21 protein-coding genes are annotated in these 24,836 nt (G+C 69.4%); 7 read left to right on the plus strand and 14 right to left on the minus strand.

Annotation, left to right across the window (positions count from 1 at the left end; translation table 11 throughout):
• Positions 1-150 precede the first annotated feature (150 nt).
• The 9 genes from CHB84_RS08925 to CHB84_RS08965 form a co-directional block, all read right to left on the minus strand.
• Positions 151-2,118, minus strand: coding sequence for a M48 family metallopeptidase (locus CHB84_RS08925; protein ID WP_089301077.1), 1,968 nt, complete (start codon positions 2,116-2,118; stop codon positions 151-153).
• 25 nt (positions 2,119-2,143) lie between these two features.
• A complete protein-coding gene (locus CHB84_RS08930; RefSeq protein ID WP_176439877.1) occupies positions 2,144-2,746 on the minus strand; it encodes a LemA family protein in 603 nt (200 codons plus the stop codon).
• A gap of 350 nt (positions 2,747-3,096) precedes the next feature.
• The gene (locus CHB84_RS08935) at positions 3,097-3,519 is read right to left on the minus strand and encodes a metal-sulfur cluster assembly factor (protein ID WP_089301078.1); all 423 of its coding nucleotides are present in this window, start codon (positions 3,517-3,519) and stop codon (positions 3,097-3,099) included.
• Positions 3,516-3,992, minus strand: a complete 477-nt coding sequence (gene sufU, locus CHB84_RS08940) for a Fe-S cluster assembly sulfur transfer protein SufU (protein ID WP_089301079.1) — start codon at positions 3,990-3,992, stop codon at positions 3,516-3,518. Before sufU ends, CHB84_RS08935 begins: the two co-directional genes overlap by 4 nt.
• A 4-nt stretch (positions 3,993-3,996) precedes the next feature.
• Positions 3,997-5,301 (minus strand): cysteine desulfurase, encoded by a 1,305-nt coding sequence (locus CHB84_RS08945; protein ID WP_089301080.1) that lies wholly within the window; start codon positions 5,299-5,301, stop codon positions 3,997-3,999.
• A gap of 55 nt (positions 5,302-5,356) precedes the next feature.
• Positions 5,357-6,127 carry a Fe-S cluster assembly ATPase SufC gene (gene sufC, locus CHB84_RS08950; protein WP_089301081.1) on the minus strand — a complete coding sequence of 257 codons (771 nt, stop codon included), beginning with the start codon at positions 6,125-6,127 and terminating at the stop codon, positions 5,357-5,359.
• Positions 6,128-6,192: 65 nt separating this feature from the next.
• Positions 6,193-7,404: a Fe-S cluster assembly protein SufD gene (gene sufD, locus CHB84_RS08955; protein ID WP_089301082.1), complete on the minus strand. Its 1,212-nt coding sequence runs from the start codon at positions 7,402-7,404 to the stop codon at positions 6,193-6,195.
• A complete protein-coding gene (gene sufB / locus CHB84_RS08960; RefSeq protein WP_089301083.1) occupies positions 7,404-8,870 on the minus strand; it encodes a Fe-S cluster assembly protein SufB in 1,467 nt (488 codons plus the stop codon). The genes sufD and sufB overlap by 1 nt, the downstream gene beginning before the upstream one ends.
• The gene (locus CHB84_RS08965; RefSeq protein ID WP_425432291.1) at positions 8,867-9,634 is read right to left on the minus strand and encodes a helix-turn-helix transcriptional regulator; all 768 of its coding nucleotides are present in this window, start codon (positions 9,632-9,634) and stop codon (positions 8,867-8,869) included. The genes sufB and CHB84_RS08965 overlap by 4 nt, the downstream gene beginning before the upstream one ends.
• A gap of 277 nt (positions 9,635-9,911) precedes the next feature.
• Between CHB84_RS08965 and CHB84_RS08970 the strand changes: the two genes are divergently transcribed.
• From CHB84_RS08970 to CHB84_RS08980, 3 genes are all read left to right on the plus strand, one after another.
• Complete coding sequence (locus CHB84_RS08970; protein ID WP_089301233.1) at positions 9,912-10,883, plus strand: ABC transporter ATP-binding protein; 972 nt, start codon at positions 9,912-9,914, stop codon at positions 10,881-10,883.
• Between the two features lie 89 nt (positions 10,884-10,972).
• Positions 10,973-11,716 carry an ABC transporter permease gene (locus tag CHB84_RS08975; RefSeq protein ID WP_089301234.1) on the plus strand — a complete coding sequence of 248 codons (744 nt, stop codon included), beginning with the start codon at positions 10,973-10,975 and terminating at the stop codon, positions 11,714-11,716.
• A 102-nt stretch (positions 11,717-11,818) separates the two neighbouring features.
• On the plus strand, positions 11,819-12,817 hold the full coding sequence (locus tag CHB84_RS08980; protein WP_089301085.1) for a COX15/CtaA family protein: 999 nt from the start codon (positions 11,819-11,821) through the stop codon (positions 12,815-12,817).
• Positions 12,818-12,865: 48 nt separating this feature from the next.
• Here CHB84_RS08980 and CHB84_RS08985 read toward each other — a convergent pair whose 3' ends face one another.
• Positions 12,866-13,741, minus strand: a complete 876-nt coding sequence (locus tag CHB84_RS08985; protein WP_089301086.1) for an ATP-grasp domain-containing protein — start codon at positions 13,739-13,741, stop codon at positions 12,866-12,868.
• Positions 13,742-13,745: 4 nt separating this feature from the next.
• Positions 13,746-14,072, minus strand: a complete 327-nt coding sequence (locus tag CHB84_RS08990; protein ID WP_176439878.1) for a hypothetical protein — start codon at positions 14,070-14,072, stop codon at positions 13,746-13,748.
• A 67-nt stretch (positions 14,073-14,139) separates the two neighbouring features.
• Here CHB84_RS08990 and CHB84_RS08995 point away from each other — a divergent pair, with 67 nt between their 5' ends.
• Positions 14,140-15,105, plus strand: coding sequence for a quinone oxidoreductase family protein (locus tag CHB84_RS08995; RefSeq protein WP_089301087.1), 966 nt, complete (start codon positions 14,140-14,142; stop codon positions 15,103-15,105).
• Positions 15,106-15,199: 94 nt separating this feature from the next.
• Here CHB84_RS08995 and CHB84_RS09000 read toward each other — a convergent pair whose 3' ends face one another.
• The 3 genes from CHB84_RS09000 to CHB84_RS09010 all read right to left on the minus strand — a co-directional run bounded on the left by CHB84_RS09000 (position 15,200) and on the right by CHB84_RS09010 (position 19,412).
• Entirely contained in the window at positions 15,200-15,784 is a 585-nt protein-coding gene (locus tag CHB84_RS09000) for an FKBP-type peptidyl-prolyl cis-trans isomerase (RefSeq protein ID WP_089301088.1), read from the minus strand.
• Positions 15,785-15,873: 89 nt separating this feature from the next.
• On the minus strand, positions 15,874-18,255 hold the full coding sequence (locus CHB84_RS09005) for a UvrD-helicase domain-containing protein (RefSeq protein ID WP_089301089.1): 2,382 nt from the start codon (positions 18,253-18,255) through the stop codon (positions 15,874-15,876).
• 149 nt (positions 18,256-18,404) lie between these two features.
• Complete coding sequence (locus CHB84_RS09010; RefSeq protein ID WP_089301090.1) at positions 18,405-19,412, minus strand: heme o synthase; 1,008 nt, start codon at positions 19,410-19,412, stop codon at positions 18,405-18,407.
• Between the two features lie 520 nt (positions 19,413-19,932).
• Here CHB84_RS09010 and tkt point away from each other — a divergent pair.
• From tkt to CHB84_RS09025, 3 genes are read left to right on the plus strand one after another with little or no spacing between them, the layout of a single operon-like run.
• Positions 19,933-22,032, plus strand: coding sequence for a transketolase (tkt, locus tag CHB84_RS09015; protein WP_089301091.1), 2,100 nt, complete (start codon positions 19,933-19,935; stop codon positions 22,030-22,032).
• A 39-nt stretch (positions 22,033-22,071) separates the two neighbouring features.
• Positions 22,072-23,205, plus strand: a complete 1,134-nt coding sequence (gene tal / locus CHB84_RS09020; RefSeq protein WP_089301092.1) for a transaldolase — start codon at positions 22,072-22,074, stop codon at positions 23,203-23,205.
• Entirely contained in the window at positions 23,198-24,832 is a 1,635-nt protein-coding gene (locus CHB84_RS09025; RefSeq protein WP_089301093.1) for a glucose-6-phosphate isomerase, read from the plus strand. Before tal ends, CHB84_RS09025 begins: the two co-directional genes overlap by 8 nt.
• Positions 24,833-24,836: the final 4 nt, after the last annotated feature.

Genomic DNA, 24,836 nt, shown 5'->3' on the forward strand with positions numbered 1-24,836 from the left:
TACGGCCACCACAGCCCCACCGCCCTCATCGCCATGATCTACCTCTGCGCCGGAGGCATCACCATCACACTCCCCACACAAACCTGAGGAGTCCCCTGAATGACGCTTTCAGTCCGTTACGTGGACTGAAAGCGTCATTCAGCGCACCCGTCAGGTTGTCGGCACGCCGCCTGTTCCGGGGCCGCGCACGCCTTCCAGCGGCGGAAGCGGGCAGTGCAACAGGGCGCACACCGTGCGCAGCAGCTCGGCTTCCTCGACAGTGACCACGCCGTCGTGGCTGATCACCTCCACCATGCTCGCCACGACGTGCTGCTTCTCCCTGCTGTCCAACCCGTCCAGCGCGGGCCAGATCGCGTCGAGCTCGATGAGCCCCTGCTCGGGCAGGCGGAACGGAATCCGCGCGTTCGGCAGCAGCCGTGCCATGCCCGCGAGGTAGGCCGCCTCCGCCGCCTGGGCACCGTCCTGCCCGGCCCGAGCCAGTACGGCGAGCAGCTTCGCGATCGCCTCGGCGTTGCCCGCGAGCGTGTGCCGTCGCGGGGAGCGCCACGGCGAGCTGTGATGGATCGCCTCGTACAGCTCCCTGTGCAGCAGGGTGCCCAGGCAGTACTCGAACATGCTCAGCCTGCCGTCCGCACCGATGAGCTCGGCGGCGCTGTCCATGATCGGGTTGAGCTCGTTGCTGTGCCGGTTCCGCAGTGCCGAGAAGGCGACCTCCAGCAACGGCAACCGCAACCCCGGGTCCAGCTGGGCAAGGTCCTGCGCCTCGCTCAATGCGGCGTCGGCCATCTGCTGGCCGTACCTACCGGCGAGCGCCTGGTGCTGCTGGGTGCGTACGTCCTGTTGCTCCGAGAACAGCAGCCCGAACACGATCGGGACCACACGTTCGTGGTCGCGCACCCCGTTCATCAGCTCTTCGGGAATGCGCCGCAGGATCTCACCCGCCTGCTGGTAGGAGGCCGCTTCCGGGGAGCCGATGTCTGCCACGACGTCCTGCGACTGCACAGGGACCCGGTGTCCCTGCGCGCCGCCCGCCTCCGGCGCGGCCGGTGCCTGGCCTGCCGGTGCGGCACCGGATGCCAGTCCCTCGGTGAGCCCTTTCGCCTTGTCCTCCTGCATTCCCGACGGTGGAGCCGAGGACCATCGCTTCGAGAGCTCGTCGAGCTCGGCCGGGTCGAACGAGGGGTCGAGCATCTTGATGCGCTCGTGCAGCGGCGGGTGGGTCGCGAACGCGTTGGAGAAGTTCATGCCCTCACCGAAGAGCATGTGACTGACGTCCTCGACGTGCCCGTCCCGGAGCTTCGACCCCTCGTCGATGCCTCCGATCTTCTTGAGCGCACCCGTGAGGCCCTCGGTCTGGCGGGTGTACTGCACGGCCGAGGCGTCGGCGAGGTACTCCCGCTGCCGCGACACCGCTGCCTTGATCAGCCTGCCCATCAGCACACCGATGTAACCGACGATCAGTGCACCGAGCGCGACCATCAGGATCGGTGCGGCGTTGCGTCCGCGAGCGGAGTACAGCCCGATCCGCGCGGCGACGGCCAGGGCCATGATGCCGAACAGCACCCCCATCAGGCGGATGTTCAGCCGCATGTCCCCGTTGATGACGTGGCTGAACTCGTGCGCGATGACACCCTGGAGCTCGTCGCGGTTTAACCGTTCGAGCGCGCCGCGCGTGACCGCCACCGCCGAGTCCGATGGCGACCAGCCTGCCGCGAAGGCATTGATCCCGCCTTCCTGCGCGAGCACGTACACCTCGGGTACGCCGACGCCGGAGGCGATGGCCATCTCCTCGACCACGTTACGCAGCCTGCGTAGCTGCGGGTCGCGGGTGTCATCCGGTACGTAGACTCCTCCCAGCTTCCGCGCGACAGCGCCGCCCCCGCCGTTCTTGAGCGAGGCCATGCGAACCAGCGAGGTCAGGCCGATGATCGCCATCGTGACCGCGCTGATGACGATGATGGCGGTGAGCAGGTCCGCAACCGGCGCGGACCAGACGTCGAACGCGGTCAGCGCGATCAGGTTGACCAGCAGGACGATGCCCAGTACGGCGGTCAGGAAGAGCAGCACCAGCCGGTGCGAGATGCGCCGCACCTGGTGCTGGCGTTCGAAGAAGTTCATCTACAGCCCGTCTCGACTCGAACGATCAGAACGATACCTCGGGGGCCTCGCGCTTCCCGGGATCATCCACTTCGAGCAGTGCGGCCGCCTCGAAGCCGAACATCCCGGCGATGAGGTTGCCCGGGAAGGCCTCGCGCTTGTTGTTGTAGGCCATCACCGCGTCGTTGAAGCTCTGCCTGGCGAAGGCGACCCGGTTCTCGGTCGAGGTCAGCTCTTCGGACAGCTGCATCATGTTCTGGTTGGCCTTGAGGTCCGGGTAGGACTCGGACAGCGCGAACAGCTTGCCGAGCGACTGGGTCAGCATGTTCTCGGCCCCGGACAGCTCCTGCATGGCGTTCGGGTCACCGGGGTTGTTACGTGCCTGGTCCTGCGCGTCGACCGCGCCCGAGCGGGCGGAGACCACTTCCTCGAGCGTCTCCCGCTCGTGCTGCATGTACCCCTTGGCAGTCTCGATCAGGTTCGGGATCAGGTCGTGGCGCCGCGTCAGCTGCACATCGATCTGCGCGAACGCGTTCTTGTACGCGTTGCGGAGCCGGACCAGTCCGTTGTACGTCGAGATCACCGCGAAGACGATGATCCCCGCGAGAAGCAGCACCCCGACCAGCGTCAGGATCAAAGCTATCCCCATGAAACTCTCCTCCAAAGCGGGCACACCACATACCCGTCAATTCGGTCACCGTGGCTACGCGGCACACGATACGCCCAGGTAGTCGACATGCGCGTCGACCTGCGCCATAACGCTGCGACGAGCCTAGCATCGGCTGTGCGGCCGCGGTCGCACATGCGAGATCGCACCGCAGCGAACGGGACGACGTGGTGTACCGCCAGAAGAGAGCCGAATATGCGTTCGATAGCTTGTTGCCGTGCCAGGGCTCGTGACGGCCGGCTCCTACGCCGGGTAACGACCGCCACCGCCCCGGCCGGCGGCCACGCTAGCGCAGCGAGGACGACCGGCCTCCGCTGCCCTCGCCGTTCGGGTCACACCGTGAAGCCGAGCGCCCTGAGCTGCTCGCGGCCTTCGTCGGTGATCTTCTCCGGGCCCCACGGCGGCGTCCACACCCAGTTGATCTCGTAGTCGGAGACGACGGCTGCGTTGCCCACGAGCACCGAGGACGTCTGGTCCTCGATGACGTCGGTCAGCGGGCACGCCGCCGACGTGAGCGTCATGTCGATGGTGGCTACGTTGCTCTCGTTCACCCGGATGCCGTAGACAAGACCGAGGTCGACGACATTGATGCCGAGCTCGGGGTCCACGACGTCGCGCATCGCTTCCTCGACGTCCTCGATCTTGGCCACCTCGCCCGTCGCGGGCGCATCCTGCTCCGGCAGGTCGGCAGCCGTACGCCCGGCGCGCGGATCGGTTGTTGCGGCTTCAGGCGCCTGTTGCTGGTCCTGGGTCACGTCACTTCAACTCCATTCGCTTCCGGACTCTGCCCGGCCTCAACGAGCGCGGACTTGAACGCCATCCACCCGAGAAGGGCGCATTTCACCCGCGCAGGGTACTTGGCGACACCGGCAAAGGCGACGCCGTCGGCGAGTACGTTCTCGTCGGGCTCGACCTGGCCTCGCCCCTGCATGAGCTCAACGAACGCCTCCATGGTGGTACAGGCTTCCCGTACGGTACGCCCGGTGACCAGCTCGGTCAGCACCGAGACCGAAGCCTGGCTGATCGAGCATCCCTGGCCGTCGTAGGACACGTCGGTCACACGCGACTCGCCGTTGTCACCGTCCACCTTCACACGGAGCGTGACCTCGTCACCACACGTGGGGTTGACCTGGAACGACTCGCCGTCGTAAGGCTCGCGCAACCCCCTGGCGTTCGGGTTCTTGTAGTGATCCAGGATGATCTCCTGGTACATGCTCTCCAGCTGCACGGCGTCACACCACCCCGAAGAATCGTTGCGCCTCGCGCACCCCCCGGGCGAGCCTTTCGACCTCGGAGAGCTCGTTGTACAGGTAGAACGACGCCCGCACCGTCGCGGGCACGCCCATCCTGCGGTGCAGCGGCCACGCGCAGTGGTGGCCGACGCGTACGGCAAGGCCCAGGCTGTCCAGCACCTGCCCGGCGTCGTGCGGGTGCACGCCGTCGACCACGAACGACACCGCCCCGCCGCGGTCGACGACCTCTGTAGGACCGATGATGCGGACACCGTCGATCGCGTCGAGCTCGGTGACCGCGGCTTCGGTCAGCGCGTGCTCGTGCGCCGCGATACGGTCCATGCCGATCGCGGAGAGATAGTCCACAGCCGCGCCCAGACCGACCGCTTGAGAGGTCATGGGGACGCCGGCTTCGAACCGCTGTGGCGGCGGCGCGAACGTCGAGGTCTCCATCCAGACCTGCTCGATCATCGAGCCGCCCGTCATGAACGGCGGAAGCGCCTCGAGCAGCTCGCGGCGGCCGTAGAGCACGCCGATTCCGGAGGGGCCGAGCATCTTGTGACCGGAGAACACGGCGAAGTCCACGCCCAGCTCCGCCACGTTCACCGCACCGTGCGGCACCGACTGGCACGCGTCGAGCACGGTCAGCGCACCGACCTCCTTGGCGCGGCGCACAACGGGCGCGACCGGGTTGATCGTGCCGAGCACGTTGGACTGGTGTGTCAGCGCGACAACCTTCGTGCGCTCGGTGATCACCTCGGGCACGTCGTCGAGGTCGAGGCGCCCGTCGTCGGTCACGCCGAGCCACCGCAGGGTCGCACCCGTGCGCCGGCACACCTGCTGCCACGGAACGAGGTTGGCGTGGTGTTCCATCTCGGTGACCACGACCTCGTCGCCGGGCCCGAGCCGGAACCGCGCGGCCTCGTCCCCGGCGGTCGCCGCGTTGCCCATCGCATAGCTCACGAGGTTGATGCCTTCGGTGGCGTTCTTGACGAACACCAGCTCACCGACGTCCGCACCGACGAACGCCGCGATGGTGGCGCGTGCGTGCTCGTAGGCGTCGGTGGCTTCCTCGGCCAGCTGGTGAGCCCCCCGGTGCACCGCGGCGTTGCAGGTCGTCAGGAAGGACCGCTCCGCGTCGAGCACCTGGTTCGGGCGTTGCGACGTCGCACCGGAGTCCAGGTACGCCAGTGGGCATCCGTCGCGCACGGTGCGCGCCAGGATCGGGAAGTCGGCGCGGAGGGCGGCGACGTCCAGCGGCTCCGGAACGTGGCGCTGCTCGTGATCAACCGTGGTGGTTGTCATCGTGCCGCCTCCTCTCGTCCGCGCTCGTCGTCCTGCGTTCGTCTCAGGACCTGCCTCACGCCTTCGCGGGCTCCGCCTGCCCGGTGAACTTCATGTAGCCGTTCTCCTCCAGGTCGTCCGCGAGCTCCTTGCCGCCCGACTCGACGATCCTGCCCTCGGCGAAGACGTGCACGTAGTCCGGCTCGACGTGCTTGAGGATCCTGCTGTAGTGGGTGATCAGCATGATGCCGGCGTCGTTGTTCTCGCGGAACTCGTTGACGCCCTTCGAGACCACGTGCAGCGCGTCCACGTCCAGGCCCGAGTCGGTCTCGTCCAGGATCGCGAACTTCGGCTTGAGCAGGCTCAGCTGCAGGATCTCGTGCCGCTTCTTCTCGCCACCGGAGAATCCCTCGTTGACGCTGCGGTCGGCGAACTCGCCCGCGATGTCGAGCTTGCCCATCTCGTCCTTGACTTCCTTGACCCAGTGGCGCAGCTTCGGTGCCTCCCCCCGCACCGCCGTCGCCGCGCTGCGCAGGAAGTTGGACATCGATACGCCGGGCACCTCGACCGGGTACTGCATCGCAAGGAACAGCCCGGCACGCGCCCGCTCGTCGACGCCCATCTCGAGCACGTTCTCCCCGTCGAGCAGTACCTCGCCGGAGGTGACCCGGTAACGCGGGTGACCGGCGATGGCGTACGACAGCGTCGACTTGCCGGAGCCGTTCGGCCCCATGATCGCGTGCGTCTCACCGGACCGGATCGTCAGGTTGACGCCTGCGAGGATCTCCTTGGTGCCCTCGTCGGTCACGACGCTGGCGTGCAGGTCCTTGATTTCCAGAGTGGCCATGTGTGTTCGTTTCCTACTCTCACCGCTTGCCGGAACGTGATGGGTATGTGGGGACGTGCCCGGTACTACGCGTTGACCGCTTCGAGCTCGGCCTCGATGGAGGCCTCCAGGCGCTCGCGCACCTCGGGAACGTCGATCTTCATCAGGATCTCGTGGAAGAAGGCGCGTACGACGAGCCTGCGAGCCTGGTCCTCCGCGATCCCGCGGGACTGCAGGTAGAACAGCTGCTCGTCGTCGAACCTGCCGGTCGCGCTCGCGTGCCCCGCTCCCTCGATCTCGCCCGTCTCGATCTCCAGGTTGGGCACCGAGTCGGCACGCCCACCTTCGGTCAGCACCAGGTTCCGGTTGAGCTCGAAGGTGTCCGTCGCCTCCGCCGCGGCGCGGATGAGCACATCCCCGATCCACACCGTGTGCGCGCCGTCACCCTGCAGCGCTCCCTTGTAGAGCACGTTCGACTTGCAGTGCGGCCGCGCGTGGTCCACGAACAGGCGGTGCTCCTGGTGCTGCCCCGCGTCGGCGAAGTACAGGCCGAGCATCTCGACGTCGCCACCGGAGTCGCCGAACCGGGCCGTCGGCGACACGCGAACGAGGTCGCCGCCGAGCGTGACGACGGTGTGCTTGAGCGTGGCGTCCCGTCCCAGCGCGAGATGCTGCTCGGAGACGTGCACCGCGTCGTCGGCCCAGTCCTGGACCGAGACCACGGTCAGCTTCGCACCGTCGCCGACCACGAACTCCACGTTGTCGGCGACGGTCCCGGACCCGACGTGGTCCAGCACCACGGCAGCCTCGCCGAACGGCTCCACCCGGATCTGCACATGACCGTAAGCCGTCCTGCCCTCACCGGGGCCGGTGACCCGGACCGTCGCAGGCTTGCCCAGCTTCGTGTCGCCAGGAGCCGTCACGACCGTCGCGTGGGTGAACGAGCTGAACGCCTGCGCGGCCACCCTGTCGCTCGGCACGCCGGCCTGACCGAGCCGCCCGTCGGCGCGATCGACCGTCTCCACGGTGATCTCCTCGGGACCGTCCACGTCCACGACGGCCTTGCCGTCGGCGACAGCACTGCCGTCGTGCAACCCGCGCAGGCGCTTCATCGGGGTGAAACGCCAGTTCTCCTCACGTCCGCCGGGCACCTCGAAGGCCTCGACGTCGAACCCGGTGAATCGCTCCCCCCGGGAGGCGGCCGGAACGGCCGCCTCCACGGCGGTGGCGACGTTGTCGTCGGTGCCGGACGCGGAACCGGCACCCGAGTGGTCTTCTTCCACACCCGTGGCTGTCATCAGCCGACGGCTCCTTCCATTTGCAGTTCGATCAGGCGGTTGAGCTCGAGCGCGTACTCCATGGGCAGCTCCCGTGCGATGGGCTCCACGAAGCCACGCACGATCATCGCCATCGCCTCGTCCTCGGTCAGCCCCCGCTGCATCAGGTAGAACAGCTGGTCATCGCTGACCTTGGACACCGTCGCCTCGTGCCCCATCGAGACGTCGTCGTTGCGGATGTCGACGTAGGGGTAGGTGTCCGAACGCGAGACCGTGTCCACCAGAAGGGCATCGCACTTGACGGTGGAGCTCGCGTGGTGCGCGCGCTTGGCGACCTTGACCAGGCCGCGGTAGGACGTCCGGCCCCCGTTGCGCGCGACCGACTTGGACACGATGGACGAGGAGGTGTGCGGGGCGAGGTGCTCCATCTTGGCCCCGGCGTCCTGGTGCTGGTTCTCGCCCGCGAACGCCACCGACAGCACCTCACCCTTGGCGTGCTCGCCGGTGAGGAACACCGAGGGGTACTTCATGGTCACCTTCGAGCCGATGTTGCCGTCGACCCACTCCATGGTGGCGCCCTCTTCGGCCTTGGCCCGCTTGGTGACCAGGTTGTACACGTTGCCGGACCAGTTCTGGATCGTGGTGTACCGGCAGCGCGCGCCCTTCTTGCACACGATCTCGACCACGGCGGAGTGCAGCGAGTCCGAGTCGTAGATCGGCGCCGTGCAGCCCTCCACGTAGTGCACGTAGGCGTCCTCGTCGACGATGATCAACGTGCGCTCGAACTGGCCCATGTTCTCGGTGTTGATCCGGAAGTAGGCCTGCAGCGGGATGTCCACGTGCACGCCCTTCGGCACGTAGATGAACGAGCCGCCGGACCACACGGCCGTGTTCAGCGCCGAGAACTTGTTGTCCCCAGCGGGAATCACCGAGCCGAAGTACTCCTCGAACAGCTCCGGGTAGTCCCGCAGTCCGGTGTCGGTGTCCAGGAACAGCACGCCCTGCTGCTCCAGGTCCTCGCGGATCTGGTGATAGACGACCTCGGACTCGTACTGGGCTGCCACACCGGCGACCAGGCTCTGCTTCTCCGCTTCGGGGATGCCGAGCCGGTCATAGGTGTTCCTGATGTCCTCAGGCAGGTCGTCCCAGCTCTGCGCCTGCTTCTCGGTGGAACGCACGAAGTACTTGATCGAGTCGAAGTCGATCTCCGAGAGGTCGGCGCCCCAGGTCGGCATCGGCTTGCGGTCGAAGAGCTTCAGGGCCTTCAGACGCCGTTCCAGCATCCACTCGGGCTCGTCCTTCTTCTGCGAGATCTCCCGGACGACATCCTCGTCCACCCCGCGGCGCGCCTTGGCGCCGGCGTCGTCGGAGTCGGACCAGCCGTACTCGTACTTACCGAGCGCCGCGATCGTTTCCTCTTGGGACAGCTGGTCCTGCCCCGCGGTCGCAGGCGCCGCTGTGGTGGGTTGCTCTGGAGCGGCAGTCATGCGGGCTCCCCTCCGTTCGGAGTTGGTGCTTGTCTACCCTGCGGGTCCTCCGCGGGTACGTGCGTGGTGCACGCGGCGTCCCCGCGCGCAATGGTTGCCAGGCGCTGCACATGCGTTCCGAGTAGCTCGGCGAACGCCTCGGTTTCCGCTTCGCACAGCTGTGGAAACTCCGCGGCCACGTGAGCGACGGGACAGTGGTGCTGGCACAGCTGTTCCCCGACACCCACTTCGGCTGTCGATGCAGCGTAACCCTCCCGGGACAGGGCTCCCGCCAGCGCCTCCGCCCGTCCCTCGAGATCGGGCTGACCGGCGACCGTGTCGCGGTACGGGCCGACGAGTTTGGCGACGCGGTGTTCGGCGAACCGTCGCACCGCCTCCTCGCCACCGTGCTCGGCGAGGAACCGGATCGCCGACACGGCGAGATCATCGTACGCGTGCCCGAACCTGGCCCTGCCGACATCGGTCAGCAGGAACAGCTTCGCCGGGCGCCCCCGGCCTCGACGCGCTCGAGCGGGAGCATCCCGCGTGTCGGCCTCCCCGTCGGCGAGCAGGGCGTCGAGATGACGGCGCACCGCGGTGGGGCTGATACCGAGCGTGTGAGCCACCGCTCCCGCGGAGATCGGGCCCTGCTCCAGTAACAACCGAGCCACCTCGTCGCGAGTACGGCCGTCGTGGGTGACCTGCGCGGGCACGCCAGCACCTGCATGGTCACGTGGGTCACGGCCATGCTCGGTCGACTCGCTGACGGCTTCGCGTAATTTCACAACACAAGTGTGTCGTATTTCCGTCCCGACGGCAAAGCCGACCCTGCATCGGGTGAGGCACATCACTATCGCAGTCCGGATGCGCCGGGCCACGTGCCTGCCGGCCGCCGCAGGCGCGGGCCGGAGCGCGAGCCTTCGTCGCCCGACACTTTGCGGTCAACCACGCGCGGTAGCGCCGGGAAGGCACCGCCGACCAGCGGTGGATGACGGCGACGTTTTACCCTTGGTAGTTGTGAACGAGCCCGCGACCCCATCCCTACGCCTGGCCGACGGGGATCTGCCCGCGGCATCGGCGCGGGACGGTACCGGTGACCGGGCGGACGCCGCGACGCCTGCACTCGAGATCACCGGAGTGGTCAAACGGTTCGGCACCGTCACCGCCGTGAACGGTATCGGGCTCACCATGCGCCGGGGGCACCTGCTTGCGCTGCTCGGCCCGAACGGGGCCGGTAAGACCACCACCGTCGAGGTATGCGAGGGCCACGCCCGCCCGGACGCGGGAACGGTCCGGGTGCTCGGCCGGGATCCGCAGACCGAGCGTGCCGCGCTGCGCAGCAGGATCGGTGTCATGCCGCAAGGCGGCGGCGCGTTCCCCGGGGTACGGGCCGAGGAGATGCTCCGGCTCGTGGCCAGCTGCGCGCGTCACCCCCTCGATGTCCCGTGGCTGCTCGACACCCTCGGTCTGCGGGAGTGCAGGCGCACCCCGTTCAAGCGCCTGTCCGGGGGCCAGCAACAGCGCCTGTCACTGGCCTGTGCCATCGTCGGCAGGCCGGAGCTCGTCTTCCTGGACGAGCCGACCGCCGGTATGGACCCGCAGGCCCGCCTCCTGGTGTGGGACCTGCTTTCCGCCCTCCGCGCGGACGGCGTGAGCATCCTGCTCACCACGCACATGATGGAGGAAGCCGAGACGCTGGCCGACCACGTCGTGATCGTGGACGCCGGCCGTGTCATCGCCGACGGCTCACCGCGAACGCTCACCGCGACCGACCCGAACGTCGGGCACATCCGGTTCCGCGCGAAGGCCGGACTCGATACCGGGTTGCTCACCGCAGCCCTCCCGGAGGACTACCTGGTGCGCGAGCTCACGCCCGGTACCTACCGCGTGGACGGCCACGTGGACCCGCAGGTCGTGTCCACCGTCACGGCGTGGTGTGCCCAGCAGGGCGTGCTCGCCGAGCACCTGCACGTCGGGGGGCGCGACCTCGAAGAGGTCTTCCTCGAGCTGACCGGACGGGAGTTGCGGTCGTGAGTACCACGGGACCCTCCGCAGGCAACCCGGCGAGCAGGTTCGCGCCGGGAACGTTCGTGCCTGCGCCGGGGCCGGGCAGCCGGATCAGGATGCTGCTCGCTCACGCGCGCGTGGAGACACTGCTGACGCTGCGGCACGGTGAGCAGCTACTGCTGACGGTGCTGATCCCGATCGCGCTGCTGGTCGCGCTCAGCCTGCTGGACGTGCTGCCCGGCGTGGACGGCGCCGTCGCAGGATCCGGTGGTACGGGCGCGCGCGTGCACGAGGTCGCCCCCGGCATACTCGCGCTGGCCGTGATGTCCTCGGCGTTCACAGGACAGGCCATCGCGCTGGGCTTCGACCGCAAGTACGGGGTACTCAAGCGGCTCGCCGCGACCGCGTTGCCGCGCTGGCTCCTCGTCTGCGGTCGCATGGTCGCGGCGCTGGTGGTGGTGCTGATCCAGGTGTCCCTGGTCACGCTCGTCGCGCTGGCTCTCGGCTGGCGACCCGAGCTGGCCGGTGTGCTACCCGCCACCGGCCTGCTCGTCGCCGGGACCGCCGCCTTCGGGGCGCTCGGCGTACTGCTCGGGGGCGCGCTGCGTGCCGATATCGTACTGGCGCTCGCCAACATCGTGTGGTTCGTGCTGCTGCTGGCAGGTGGCATCCTGCTTACCCCGTCCGCGTTCCCGCCGGGCATCGCCCACGCCGTGACGCTCGTACCGTCCGGCGCGCTGGCCGAGGGGCTCCGTGCCGCGCTGATGGACGGCGCCACGGCGTGGACCTCGCTGGCAGTACTCATGGTCTGGGCCGTGACCGCCGCGGCCGCGGCGAGCCGCACCACGCGGCTGACCTGACACCCACCCGCGGCAGGGACCCGGCACGGCGCGCCATACCATCGAGCTGTGTCCGCGAAATCCCGGCTCGATCGACTGCCTGCCGGCTCCGTGCCTGCCCGCATGCTTCTCGCCGTGCGCACCGTCGCCAGATCGCTGCTGGACCGACTCCCCTACCCCTCCGCGAGGGTTCTCGCCGTCGTGGGAGCGGCGACCGTCGCGACGCAGGCAGGTATCGGAGTCACCGGGTCCGTCGTGCGGGTCACCGATTCCGGTCTCGCCTGCCCCACCTGGCCGCAGTGCCAGCCGGGGGCGATGGCCCCGCAACCGCATCCCGACTACCCCATGCTCAACCAGTGGATCGAGTTCGGTAACCGGTTGCTGACCGGAATCGTCGTACTCGTCGCCGTCGCCGCGCTCATCACGGCGCTGCGCATCCGCCGCGCGCATCCGGAACGCGACCGGCCCGTGCGGCTGGCCTGGGTCATCCTCGGCGGTGTCGCCGTCCAGGGTGGTATCGGGGCGCTGACAGTGAAGGCCGACCTCGTCTGGTGGATGGTCGCGACGCACTTCGTGGCCTCCACGATCCTGGTGTGGCTCGCCGTGCTGCTCGCGCACGCGTTCAACGAGGGAGACCGGCCCGCGCGGTCGCGTCTCGGGGAGCGGGGGCGCACGCTGCTTGTCACACTCGGCGTGCTGATCGGGGCCATCGTGGTGTCCGGTGCGGTCGTCACCGGCGCAGGCCCGCATGCGGGCGATCCCGACACCGAGCGGCTCGACGTTCCGCTCGACGTGGTGACCACGGTGCACGCCGCGGCCGTCGCGGTGTTCCTTCTGGTACTGGTGGTCCTCGGCCTCCGCTTCGCACGCGGCGCGGAGGCCCGGTTCACGCGCCGGTACGCCCTGCTGTGCGGCGTGGTGCTCGCGCAGGGCTCGCTCGGGGTGGTGCAGTACCGGCTGGGCGTGCCGGACCCCCTTGTCTCGCTGCACGTGCTGGGTTCGTTCACGGTGCTGATCGCCACAGCCGCCCTCTGGTGCGCGGGCCGGGATCGCGGTCGGGCTCCGCGGGAGGTCCCCGAACCGGGCGAGGAACCCGGTCGCGCTGATCCGGTACCCCGCTGAGCGGGTCCGCCGAACCCGCACGGTGGGGTGGCCACGCCCGGGGTGGGCTCAGGACCGCAGGCGTGACCTGATGGCGGAGGCGAACCGCACCGAGGCCTCCCCGCCCGCTTGGCTCAGCCCCAGGGATGGCTCGGCCAGCTCCAGCTCCAGAAGCAACGGCTGTCCCTCCGCCGAGGGGACCACGTCGACGCGCGCGTAGAGCAGCTCCCTGCGCGGGATGCCGAGAACGCCACTCGCCGCGTCCAGCGTGTCCTCGGCCAGCCGCCGCGTAGCTTGACCGGGCTCGGCCGCCGCGACCTTCTCGCTGGCGAACAGTCCCGAGTCGTCCCAGTCGCCACCGGCCAGCATCGGCCCCTTACGGAACGCGTGCGAGTACGCGCCGGAGACATAGACCATCGCCGTCTCGCCCTCACTGTCCACGCGAGGCTGGTACGGCTGCACAAGGGCCGCCACGCCGCCGCCGTGCACGCTCGCCAGGTGCGCTTCCGCTCCGTCCCGCGACCCTGCCGCGAACCGCCGCGCTCCCCGCGAGCCCGCCCCGACGACCGGCTTGACCACGAACTCGGTCTCCGGCCAGCGGGGGCGCTCGCCGGGATGGATCACCTCGGTCGGAACGATCGGCAGGCCCGCGCCTGCCAGGTCGAGAAGGTACGACTTGTCCAGGCTCCACCGCACGACAGCGGCAGGGTTGAGCAGGTTCGGCACCGAGGCGCACCACTCGAGGAACTCCGCACGCCGCTCGGCGTAGTCCCAGGTGGCACGCAACACCACCAGGTCGGCCTCATGCGCGCGGTTGTCCGGGTCGTCCCACACGATCCACCGGGCTTCGCAGTCCAGCTCGGACAGTGCGACCAGCAGGTCGGCCTCGTCACCGTCCCCGTTCGGCAGGGCCGAACAGCCCGCCAGGTACACCAGCGCGGGCATCGTCTCAGCGCCGGGTGAGCGAACGGCCCATCTTGCGGCGGTGCTCCGCCCCGATATCGGTGGCGTTGACCGTCTCGGCGTCCCAGCTCGCGTTGTCCAGCTCGGCTACCGCGTCAACCAGCGCGTTGCCTGTCGCTGTCGACGGCACGAAGACATCGCCCATCGCACCGTCCCCACCGACGAGGACGACCCGGGCTCCGCTGCGGCCGACGGCGTGCACCACAGCACGTGCGGGCGTGCCGTGCTCGGCGACGAACCGCCGCGCCACCGCGATGTCCCTCTTCCTGGGGGCCTGCTCGGCCTCGTTAGTCTGCTCAGTCGTGTCAGCCACGGCACCCTAGTGTAGGGGCAAGCGCCCGCTTACCGCGTCGCAGGCTCCGCGGACGAAAGGAGTACAGATGCCGAGAGTGGTCAGGGTCACCCGTACCGGTGGACCGGAGGTCCTGGAGCTCGCCGAGGAGTCCGCGGGCGGTCCCGGCGACTCGGAGCTACTCGTGGACACCGATGCCGCGGGAGTGAACTTCATCGACACCTACCACCGCAGCGGGGCCTACCCGCTCGACCTGCCGTTCGTGGCCGGTATGGAAGGAGCGGGCACGGTCCGTGCCGTCGGCGGCGAGGTGTCCGCGTTCGCACCCGGCGACCGGGTCGCGTGGGCAGGTGTCCAGGGCAGCTACGCCGAGCAAGTGCGCGTCCCTGCCGCCGAGGCGGTACCGGTCCCGGACGCGGTCGACAGCCGCACGGCTGCGGCACTGATGTTGCAGGGCATGACCGCACACTACCTCGTGGCTTCCGTGCATCCGGTCTCGGCAGGCGAGACCGTACTCGTGCATGCCGGCGCGGGCGGGGTGGGGCTGCTGCTCATCCAGCTGGCGAAGGCCCGGGGGGCCACCGTCGTCACGACGGTATCCACTCCGGACAAGGAACGGCTCGCGACCCGGGCGGGGGCGGACGTGGTGGTGGGCTACCCGGACTTCGACAGCCGGGTACGCACGCTCACCGACGGCGCGGGGGCCGATGTCGTGTATGACGGCGTCGGGCGCGCGACGTTCGACGGCAGCCTCGCCGCGGTGCGCAGGCGCGGCACGGTCGCGCTGTTCGGCGCCGCGAGCGGACCGGTCGAGCCCGTGGACCCGCAGCGCCTGAACAGCGCGGGCTCGGTGTTTCTCACCCGGCCCAAGCTGGCGGACTACCTGGCCACCCGGGACGAGCTCGAGTGGCGGGCGGGCGAGCTCTTCGACGCCGTCGCCCGCGGCGCCGTCACCGTCCGGATCGGAGGGACGTACTCGCTCTCCGACGCCGCACGGGCGCACGAGGACCTGGAAGGCCGCCGTACCACCGGGAAGCTCCTGCTCGTCCCGTGAACGGGGTGCGCAGGTCGATGTGGGTGAGGTCCGGGCAGCTGACGCACGACGCCCCGGGACTCCCGGGACGTCGTGCGTCCGTACGCGGTGGAAGCTACCCGGCCGGCCCGCTCACCGACACGGCATCGATGACGAAAACCAGCGTCTCGCCTGGTTCGATGTCAGGCGGGCTGCCCTGATCCCCGTAGCCCAGCTCCGGCGGAACGACCAGCAGCCTGCGGCTGCCCTCGGTGATTCCGAGTAGTCCCTCGTTCCACCCGTCGATGACCTCCTCGGAGGCCCCGACATTGTCGACGGTGAACGTCTTGTCGTGGTCCCACGAGGTATCGATCACCTCGCCTTCCGAGAAGCCAACCAGGTGGTAGTGCACCTCGACCGAGCTGCCTTCCCGGGCTTCCTCCCCCGAGCCCTCCTCGAGGTCCTCCATCAGCAGCTCGTCGGGCGGTGTGCACTCGTCAGGGGCTGTGATCTCCGGCCGCTCACCGGGCTCGCCATCGACGGTGAAGTCGTCCGCCGTGCACTCCTGCCCGCCGTCCGCGTTCTCACCGCCATCGGTTTCCTCGATCGGGGTCATATCGGCACCGGTCGGCTCGTCGGAAGGCTGCTCACCGGGCGGGTTGCACGCCCCGATGACAAGCGCGGCAGCGACCGCGGTCATGATCTTGCCTGGTTTCCGCATGGCAGCAAGCTTATCGGTTCACTCGCTCCGCCCTTCGGCGGACGGGTCCCCCTGTCGCGCGGGCGGAGCGGGGCCGAGCCCGAGCCGGCTCAGCGGTGTGATCTCCCGCGCACCGCACGGGTCAACGCGCGCAGGCTCCCGGTATGCGTGGTGTGGTCACCGGCCGGATGCGCGATGCCCAGACATTGGGTCGAGCGCGTCAGCGCGACGAACAGGTCATTGTGCCCGCGCGCGGACTCCTGGATGATCTCCTCCGGCGCGACGACGATCACACCATCGAACTCGAGACCCTTGGCCTGCTCGACCCGCAGCACCGACACGCTCTCGTACCGGATCAGCTCGGCGAGCTCCCGCTCGCGATGCCGAGGGCACAGCACGGCCAGCGTGCCCTCGCCAACCTCCCGCCGCTCCGCGAGGACCAGCTCGTGCACGTCCCGCGCGACGTCCTCGACTGCCACCTCGGTCTCCCAGGGGGCAACCCCGGTCTCGCGCACGGCGTCCGGCAGGCGCACCTCGGGAGCGAACTCGGCCAGCACCGTACTGGCGACATCCATGATCTCAGCCGGCGTGCGGTAGTTGACGGTCAGCTCCGCGAGTCGCCACCGGTCCGCCACATAGGGCGACAGCATCTCGCCCCACGACGAGGCTCCACCGGGCGCGCTGGTCTGGGCCACATCGCCCACCACGGTCATGGACCGGTTGGGGCACCTGCGCATGATCAACCGCCAGTCCATCGCGGTGAGCTCCTGCGCCTCGTCCACGATGACGTGCCCGAACGTCCACGTGCGATCGGCAGCGGCACGCTGGGCGGCCGTCATCTCGCTGCGTTGCCGTTCCCGTTCCGCGAGGAGCTCCGCGTCGAGGATGTCCCCGACCTGCAGGCGCTCCTCGTCGGCGAGCTCGTCGTCCTGCTCCATCACGTGCAACACGCCCTGGGCGTAGGCGAGTTCCTCGCGCTCGGCCTGCGCGCGCCGCTCGCGCGACTCGGTGTCGTCCTCGCCGAGCAGCTCGGCGAGCTCGTCCAGCAGCGGTACGTCGCCCGCGGTCCATGCGATGGACTTCGTGCGCAGCACGGCGTCCATCTCGGTGTCGTCCAGATGGTCGGCCGCGGCCGCCGCCAGGTCCGGCCGGTCGGTGAGCAGCTCACCGAGCAGCCGTTGCGGGGTGTATTCCGGCCACAGCTCGTCAAGCGCGGCTCGCACCGCGCCGTCCTGGGCCAGCTCCGCCCGGATCTCCTCGACATCGGTACTGTCCAGCAGCTGCGCGGTGGGATCCTCGTCCTCCGTGTAGCCGGCCTCCGGAACGTCGTCCAGGACCTCGCTGGTCAGGCGCTCCGCCGCCTGCCTCGCGAGCGCGTCGAGCAGTACGCCGTGGAACACCCTGCGGGCGAGGTTGTGCGGCGTGCCGCTGTCGCGTGCCTGCTGCCTGGCCTTGCCGCACGTGTCGGGATCGAGCACGAGCGTCTCCCGCTCGGCGTGGATCGTGACGGGTTCGTCCGGTACCCGCTGCCGGTTGGCCACCGCCGTGCGCAACACGTCCACCATGGACTCCCGGCCCTTGACCGCGCTGCCGGCGCGACTGTCGGAGGCCCGCACCCGGATACCGGGAAACAACTCACCCATGGTGGCCAGCAGCACGCCTGTCTCCCCGAGCGAGGGCAGTACCTGGCCGATGTAGTGCAGGAATATCGAGTTCGGACCCAGCACGAGGATACCCCTGCTGGACAGCGCGGCGCGGTGCTCGTAGAGCAGGTACGCCGCTCGGTGCAGCGCCACAGCCGTCTTGCCGGTCCCCGGACCGCCCTGCACAACCAGCGTTCCTGTCGCCTCCGCCCGGATGATCCGGTCCTGCTCGGCCTGGATGGTCGCCACGATGTCCTGCATGTGCTCGCCGCGCTGCTTGTTCAGCGCCGCGAGCAGCGCCGCCTCCCCCGCGAGGCCGAGGTCGTGGCCGGTGTCCTCGGCGTCGAGGTCGAGGACCTCGTCGTCGATCTCCGTCACGGTACGCAACCGCAGCCGCAGGTGCCTCCGTAGCCGAACGCCCTGCGGCGATGCCGCGGTCGCCAGGTAGAAGGGGCGGGCGACCGGGGCGCGCCAGTCGATCAGCAACGGCTCGTAGTCGTCGTCCTCATCGAACAGCCCGATACGCCCGATGTGCATGCTGGTTCCGTCGGTGCTGTCGAGCCTGCCGAAACACAGACCAGCCTCGACCCCTTCCAGCTGTGCGTGCCGCTCGCGCAGCATCGTCGCCGCGACGTCCCGCTCGGTGCGCTCCTGGGGAGTCCCGCCCGTGCTGCCCAGCGTCCGGGACAGCTCCGCTGTCGTGGCGGCGCGCTCCCGGTCGAGCTTGTCGTAGAGCATGGTGATGTACCGTTGCTCGTACTCGAACGCGCTCTCGTCGCCGGTGTGCCCTCCCGCTGTGGCGTGCCCGTCGGGCGAGGACGTCGAGTTGCCCGCGCGCTCCCGCGTCATCAGCGATGAACCCCCACTCCTGCTCGTGCGGTCCCTGAGGGGACGAGGCCGACCATCCAACGTACAGAACTCGGCGAAGCGGTGCCAGGAAACGGCGACGGCCGCGACCGTCGCCCTCGATCGCTGCCGGATGCCTCACCCGGCGTGCGTTACAGCGGCAGGCCGAGGACCGGTAGCCCGACGGCCGAGTCCACGGCCAGCGCGCAGAACACGATCATCAGGTAAGTGTTGGACCGGTGGAACAGCGCCATCGGTTTGGTCTTCTCGCCGTCCCGCACCGATGCGTACAGCCTGTGCGCGTAGAACAGGAACCACGCGCCTGCCAGCATGGCGAACAGCGTGTAGATCCAGCTCGTGGCGGGAACCAGCAGGAGGGTCCAGGCCACCATGACCCACGAGTAGATGACGATCTGCCGGGCGACGTGCTGCGGCGTGGCCACCACCGGCAGCATCGGTACCCCTGCGCGCTCGTAGTCCTCCCGGTACCGCATCGCCAGCGCCCAGGTGTGCGGCGGTGTCCAGAAGAAGATCACCCCGAACATCACGAAGGCGGGCCATTCCACCGTGCCGGTCACCGCTGCCCAGCCGATGACCACGGGCATGCATCCGGCCGCCCCACCCCAGACGACGTTCTGCGCCGTACGCCGCTTGAGGACCAGCGTGTACACCAGGATGTAGAACGCGATCGTCGCCACGGCCAGGATCGAGGCGAGCAGGTTCACGGTGACGTACAGCACCGTGAACGACGCGACGCCCAGTGCCAGCCCGAAGATCAGCGCGCGGCCACGGGGAACGGAGTCGCGCACGAGAGGACGCTTCTTGGTCCGGTGCATCACCCGGTCGATGTCCGCGTCGAGCACGCAGTTCAACGCGTTGGCGCTGCCCGCGGCCATCGTGCCGCCCAGCAACGTGGCCAGCACGAGCAACGGCGAGGGAACCTCGCGGCCCGCGAGGAACATGGCCGGGATCGTGGTCACAAGCAGCAGTTCGATCACTCGTGGTTTGGCCAGCGCGGCGTAGGCACCCGCGCGGCGCGACGCGGCGCGCCATGCCCCGCCAACCGGACCGACGTGCCCGGTGCTGCCCGGGCCACCGGCACGCGCCTCGGAAACGTTGGCGTCCGCCTCGCTGGACGCGCCAGCGTTGACCAACGTCATGTCGCTCCCTTCGGGCCCCGCGTCATTGTGTGCCGGGCTCCCTCGGCACACGAGGAACCTCGCCCGCCACCTTGTCCACGAAACGGGGCAGATCACCGCGACCACGCCACCCCGACCACGCGACTCCGCCGCGGACGCAGTCCCGCAGACGTGTGAACAGCCCTCTCAGCTCACGAAAACTCATGGTAGCCACGTCGCCGGACAGCGACTGCGGCGGGTACGTGCACGAGACGCGCGGCACTCGCGCTGCCCGCTACGCGCCGGTAACCATTAGGCTAGGCTGGTGTCGTGCGGCGATGATCGTTGCCCCGTGCTCTCAGCGCTCTACTACCTCGTGCCGCACCATCGGTCACCCCCCCGGCTACCAGCGGTTACCGGGCTCGGCCGTGGGCGGTAAGCGGTGGTCGGACGACGGCCGGGTGCACTCCCGTACCCCACCGGGGAACGGTCGACGGTCGGGTAACGAACGGCAGGCGAACGGACACAGCACAGGTACACCGTGAGACGAAGAAGGAATTCAGTGTCGGACATCACGTCAGTCAGCGAGGAGAACCCCCGTCTGCGCCGGACGACACCGCCGGATTGGACCGAGCTCGATACCCGAGCGGTCGACACCATGCGAGTACTCGCGGCGGATGCGGTGCAGCACTGTGGCAGTGGCCACCCCGGCACCGCGATGAGCCTCGCCCCCGTCGCGTACACGCTGTTCCAGCGGGTGATGCGGCACGACCCCAGCAGCCCCGACTGGCGCGGTCGCGACCGGTTCGTTCTCTCCGCGGGCCACAGCAGCCTCACCCTGTACATCCAACTGTTCTACTCCGGCTACGGCCTCGAGCTCGACGACCTCCGGCAACTGCGCCGCTGGGAGTCGCGCACACCGGGCCATCCCGAGTACGGGCACACCACCGGTGTGGAGACCACCACCGGCCCGCTCGGCCAGGGACTGGCCAATGCGGTGGGTATGGCCATGGCCGCCAGGCGGGAACGGGGGCTGTTCGACCCGGACAGCCCCCGTGGCGAGAGCGTGTTCGACCACCACATCTACGTGATCGCCTCGGACGGTGACATCGAGGAGGGCGTCACGGCGGAAGCGTCCTCGCTGGCAGGCAGGCAGGAGCTGGGCAACCTCATCCTGATCTACGACGACAACCAGATCTCGATCGAGGACGACACCACCATCGCGCTCGACGAGGACACGGCGGCGCGCTACGCGGCCTACGGCTGGCACGTGGAGGTCGTCGACAGCGGTGAGGACGTCGTCGGCATCCAGCGCGCGCTGGATGCCGCCAAGGCGGAGGTCCACCGCCCCTCGCTGATCGTGTTGCGTACCGTCATCGGCTACCCGGCGCCGACGGCGATGAACACCGGCAAGGCGCACGGCGCGGCACTCGGAGCCGACGAGGTCGCAGAGGTCAAAAAGGCACTCGGTTTCGACCCCGACCGCCAGTTCCCGATCGACGACGACGTGCTCGCCCACGTCCGCGGCGTCGTCGAACGGGGGCAGCGGGCGCGCGCGGAGTGGCAGCAGCGGTACGACACGTGGGCGGCCAGGAACCCGGAGCGCAAGGCGCTGGCCGACCGGCTGTCCGCACGCGAGCTGCCTGAGGGGTGGACGCAGCGGCTTCCCTCCTGGGAGCCCGGCGCGAACCCGATCGCGACCCGCAAGGCCTCCGGCGAGGTGCTCAATGCCATCGGCGACGTGCTTCCCGAGCTGTGGGGCGGGTCCGCGGACCTCGCGGAGAGCAACAACACGGTGATCAAGAAATCCGACTCCTTCGGGCCGGAGAGCGCGAGCACCAAGATGTTCACCGCCCAGCCGTACGGCCGTAACCTGCACTTCGGTGTGCGCGAGCACGCCATGGGGGCCATCCTCAACGGCATCGCCCTGCACGGCCACACGCGGCCGTACGGCGCGACCTTCCTGATCTTCAGCGACTACATGCGTCCCGCCGTGCGGCTGGCCGCGCTGATGCGCGCACCGGTGATCTATGTCTGGACCCACGACTCGATCGGTCTCGGCGAGGACGGCCCCACCCATCAGCCCGTCGAGCACCTGGCCTCGCTCCGTGCGATCCCCGGACTGAACGTCGTGCGGCCCGCCGACGCCAACGAGACCGCCGCCGCGTGGCAGTGCGCGATGGAGACCACGGACGCCCCGACGGGCATGGCGCTGACCCGGCAGAACGTGCCGGTACTCGAGGGCACCGACGCGCAAGGCGTCCGCCGCGGCGGTTACGTGCTTGCCGACACGGACGGTGACCCGGACGTCGTGCTGATCGCCACGGGGTCGGAGGTACAGCTCGCCGTCGCGGCCCGCGACGCCCTCGCACACGAGGGCGTCGCCGCGCGGGTCGTGTCGATGCCGTGCCTCGAGTGGTTCGACGCCCAGCCCGATGCCTACCGGGAGTCGGTACTGCCCCGGAGAGTGCGGGCCCGGGTGGCCGTGGAAGCCGGCATCGCCCAGTCGTGGCACCGCCTCGTCGGTGACACCGGTGAGGTCGTCTCCCTGGAGCACTTCGGTGCCTCTGCCGACTACCAGACCCTGTTCCGCGAGTTCGGCATCACCGCCGAAGCCGTCGCGGATGCCGCGCGCCGCACGATCGGCAACACTGGCCGGTGAGAGCGCGCCGTACCTCACGACGAAGGGAGTTCGGTACGAATGACCTCGACTGATCCACTGACCCGGCTCACCGAGCACGGGGTGTCGGTCTGGCTCGACGACCTGTCCCGGGAGCGGCTCGAGTCCGGCAACCTTGCCGAGTTGATCCGCGACTTCCAGGTCACCGGGGTGACCACCAACCCGACGATCTTCGCGGGTGCGCTCGCCTCCGGCGCGGCATACCACGACCGGATCCGCTCACTGGCCGAGCGCGGGGCCGACGTCGACTCCGCAGTCCGCGAGATCACCACATCCGACGTCGCCGAAGCCTGCGACCTGTTCCGGGAGGTGTTCGACGCCTCGGAAGGCGTGGACGGCCGGGTGTCCATCGAGGTCGACCCGCGCCTCGCCCGCGACACCGAGGGCACCGTGGCCGAGGCCGCCGAGCTGTGGAAGACGGTCGACCGGCCCAACCTGCTCGTCAAGATCCCGGCGACCGAGGAAGGGCTGCCAGCGATCACCCGCACGCTCGCGAGCGGGATCAGCGTCAACGTCACCCTGATCTTCTCGATCCAGCGGTACAGGCAGGTCATCGACGCGTTCATGACCGGGCTCGAGCAGGCGAGGGCGAACGGGCACGACATCGCCTCGATCGCCTCGGTCGCCTCGTTCTTCGTCTCCCGCGTCGACTCGGAGATCGACAAGCGGCTCCAGGGCCTCGGTGGCGACAGCACTACGGCGCTGCTCGGCAAGGCGGCGATCGCCAACGCGCGGCTGGCCTACGCCGCCTATGCGGAGGAGTTCTCCGGCACGCGGTGGGCCGGGCTCGCAGGCGCCGGTGCACGCCCGCAGCGACCGCTCTGGGCCTCGACCGGGGTGAAGGACCCCTCGTACTCCGATACGCGCTACGTCGACGAGCTCGTCGTACCCGGAACGGTGAACACCATGCCGGAGGGCACCCTGCACGCCGTCGCCGACCACGCCGAGATCTCCGGCGACACCGTGACCGGAACGGCCGCGCAGGCGCAGGCGGTCTTCGACGACCTCGTCGCCGCAGGCATCGACGTCGACGACGTGTTCGCCACCCTCGAGGAGGAAGGTGTCGTCAAGTTCGAGAAGTCCTGGATCGAGCTGCTCGACACCGTGCGCGACCAGCTCGACCGCGCGTACGACAGCGAGCGCGCGAATGGGTGAGGCCGTCGCCGTCAACATCGTCAGCGCGGATCTCGACGCCGCCGCACAACCGCTGATCGGCGAGGTCGTCGCCGACCGGGTCGCCTCGCGGATCGGCGCAGGAGACGCCACGCTGTGGGGTGCCGAGGCCGAGGCAGAGGCCGCGATCCGGCTCGGATGGACCACCCTGCACCAGACGTCCCGGACATTGATCGGTGAGATCTCCGCCCTGCGGGACGAGCTGCACGCCGACGGAATCGACCGCATCGTGCTGGCCGGCATGGGAGGTTCGTCCCTGGCTCCGGAGGTGATCACCAATACCGAGGGCGTCGCGCTGACCGTGCTGGACACCACGGATCCCGGTCAGGTCGCCGACGCCCTGGCAGGGGATCTGAGCAGGACGGCGCTCGTGGTCTCGTCCAAGTCCGGCGGCACGGTCGAGACCGACAGCCAGCGCCGGGTGTTCGCCGAGGCCATGGCGTCCGACGGAATCGAACCCGCCTCGCGCATGATCGTGGTCACCGACCCCGGTACCCCCCTGGCCGAGCTCGCCGAACAGCAGGGATACCGCAAGCTGTTCCTGGCGGACCCGCATGTGGGTGGCCGCTACTCGGCGCTGACGGCCTTCGGCCTTGTCCCCGCCGGCCTCGCCGGAGCGGATGTGGCCAGGCTGCTCGACCAGGCAGCAGGCGCGGCGGACGCGTTGTCCGAGGACTCCGCGGACAACCCCGCGCACCGGCTGGGCTGCGCACTGGCCGCCGCGCACACCGCTGGTGCCGAGAAGGTGGTGCTGACCAACACCGACCTGGGTGCTCCCGGCTCGCTCACCGGGTTATGCGACTGGGTCGAGCAGCTGCTCGCCGAGTCCACCGGCAAGCACGGGACGGGCCTGCTGCCGGTCGTGGTGGAAAGCCCGGACGCGCCGGGATTCCGTACACCCGGCGAGGATGCGACGCCGGTCGCGATCGGGCCCGCCCGCGACGGTGCCGCGGTCTCGGCCGAAGGATCTCTCGGCGCGCAGTTCCTGCTCTGGGAGTACGCCACGGCGATAACCGGAAGACTGCTCGGCATCAACCCCTTCGACCAGCCCGACGTCGAGGCCGCCAAGAACGCCACCCGCGCACTGCTCGACGGCGGCGCGGGCGGTGCTACCGGCCAGGCGGGCCCCGCCGGGAGCCCCGACCTCGTCGACGGGGCTGTACAGGTGTTCACCGGTACGGGATCGGCGGCCGGGACTCTCGACGAGGCGCTGCGTGAGCTCCTCGCGGCCGTGCCCGCACGCGGCTACCTCGCCGTGCAGGCCTACCTCGACAGGCTCGACGACGCGTCCGCCTCGCTGCTGCGTCCGGAGCTGGCCAAGCGCGCCGGTGTGCACGTCACCTTCGGATGGGGTCCCCGGTTCCTGCACTCCACGGGCCAGTACCACAAGGGGGGTCATCCCAACGGGGTCTTCCTGCAGATCACCGGGGACGTCGACCACGACCTCGCCATCCCGGACATGCCGTACTCGCTGGCACAGCTGCAGCTGGCTCAGGCCGAAGGCGACGGTCAGGTACTGGCCGAGCGCGGCTTCGATGTGCTACGCGTGCACCTGACCGACCGTGCCGCCGGGCTCGCCCAGCTGGTCGCCGCCATCGAGCGCCTGTAGGCCG

The sequence above is a fragment of the Haloechinothrix alba genome (genome assembly GCF_900188115.1).
In the GTDB taxonomy this organism is placed as follows: domain Bacteria; phylum Actinomycetota; class Actinomycetes; order Mycobacteriales; family Pseudonocardiaceae; genus Haloechinothrix; species Haloechinothrix alba.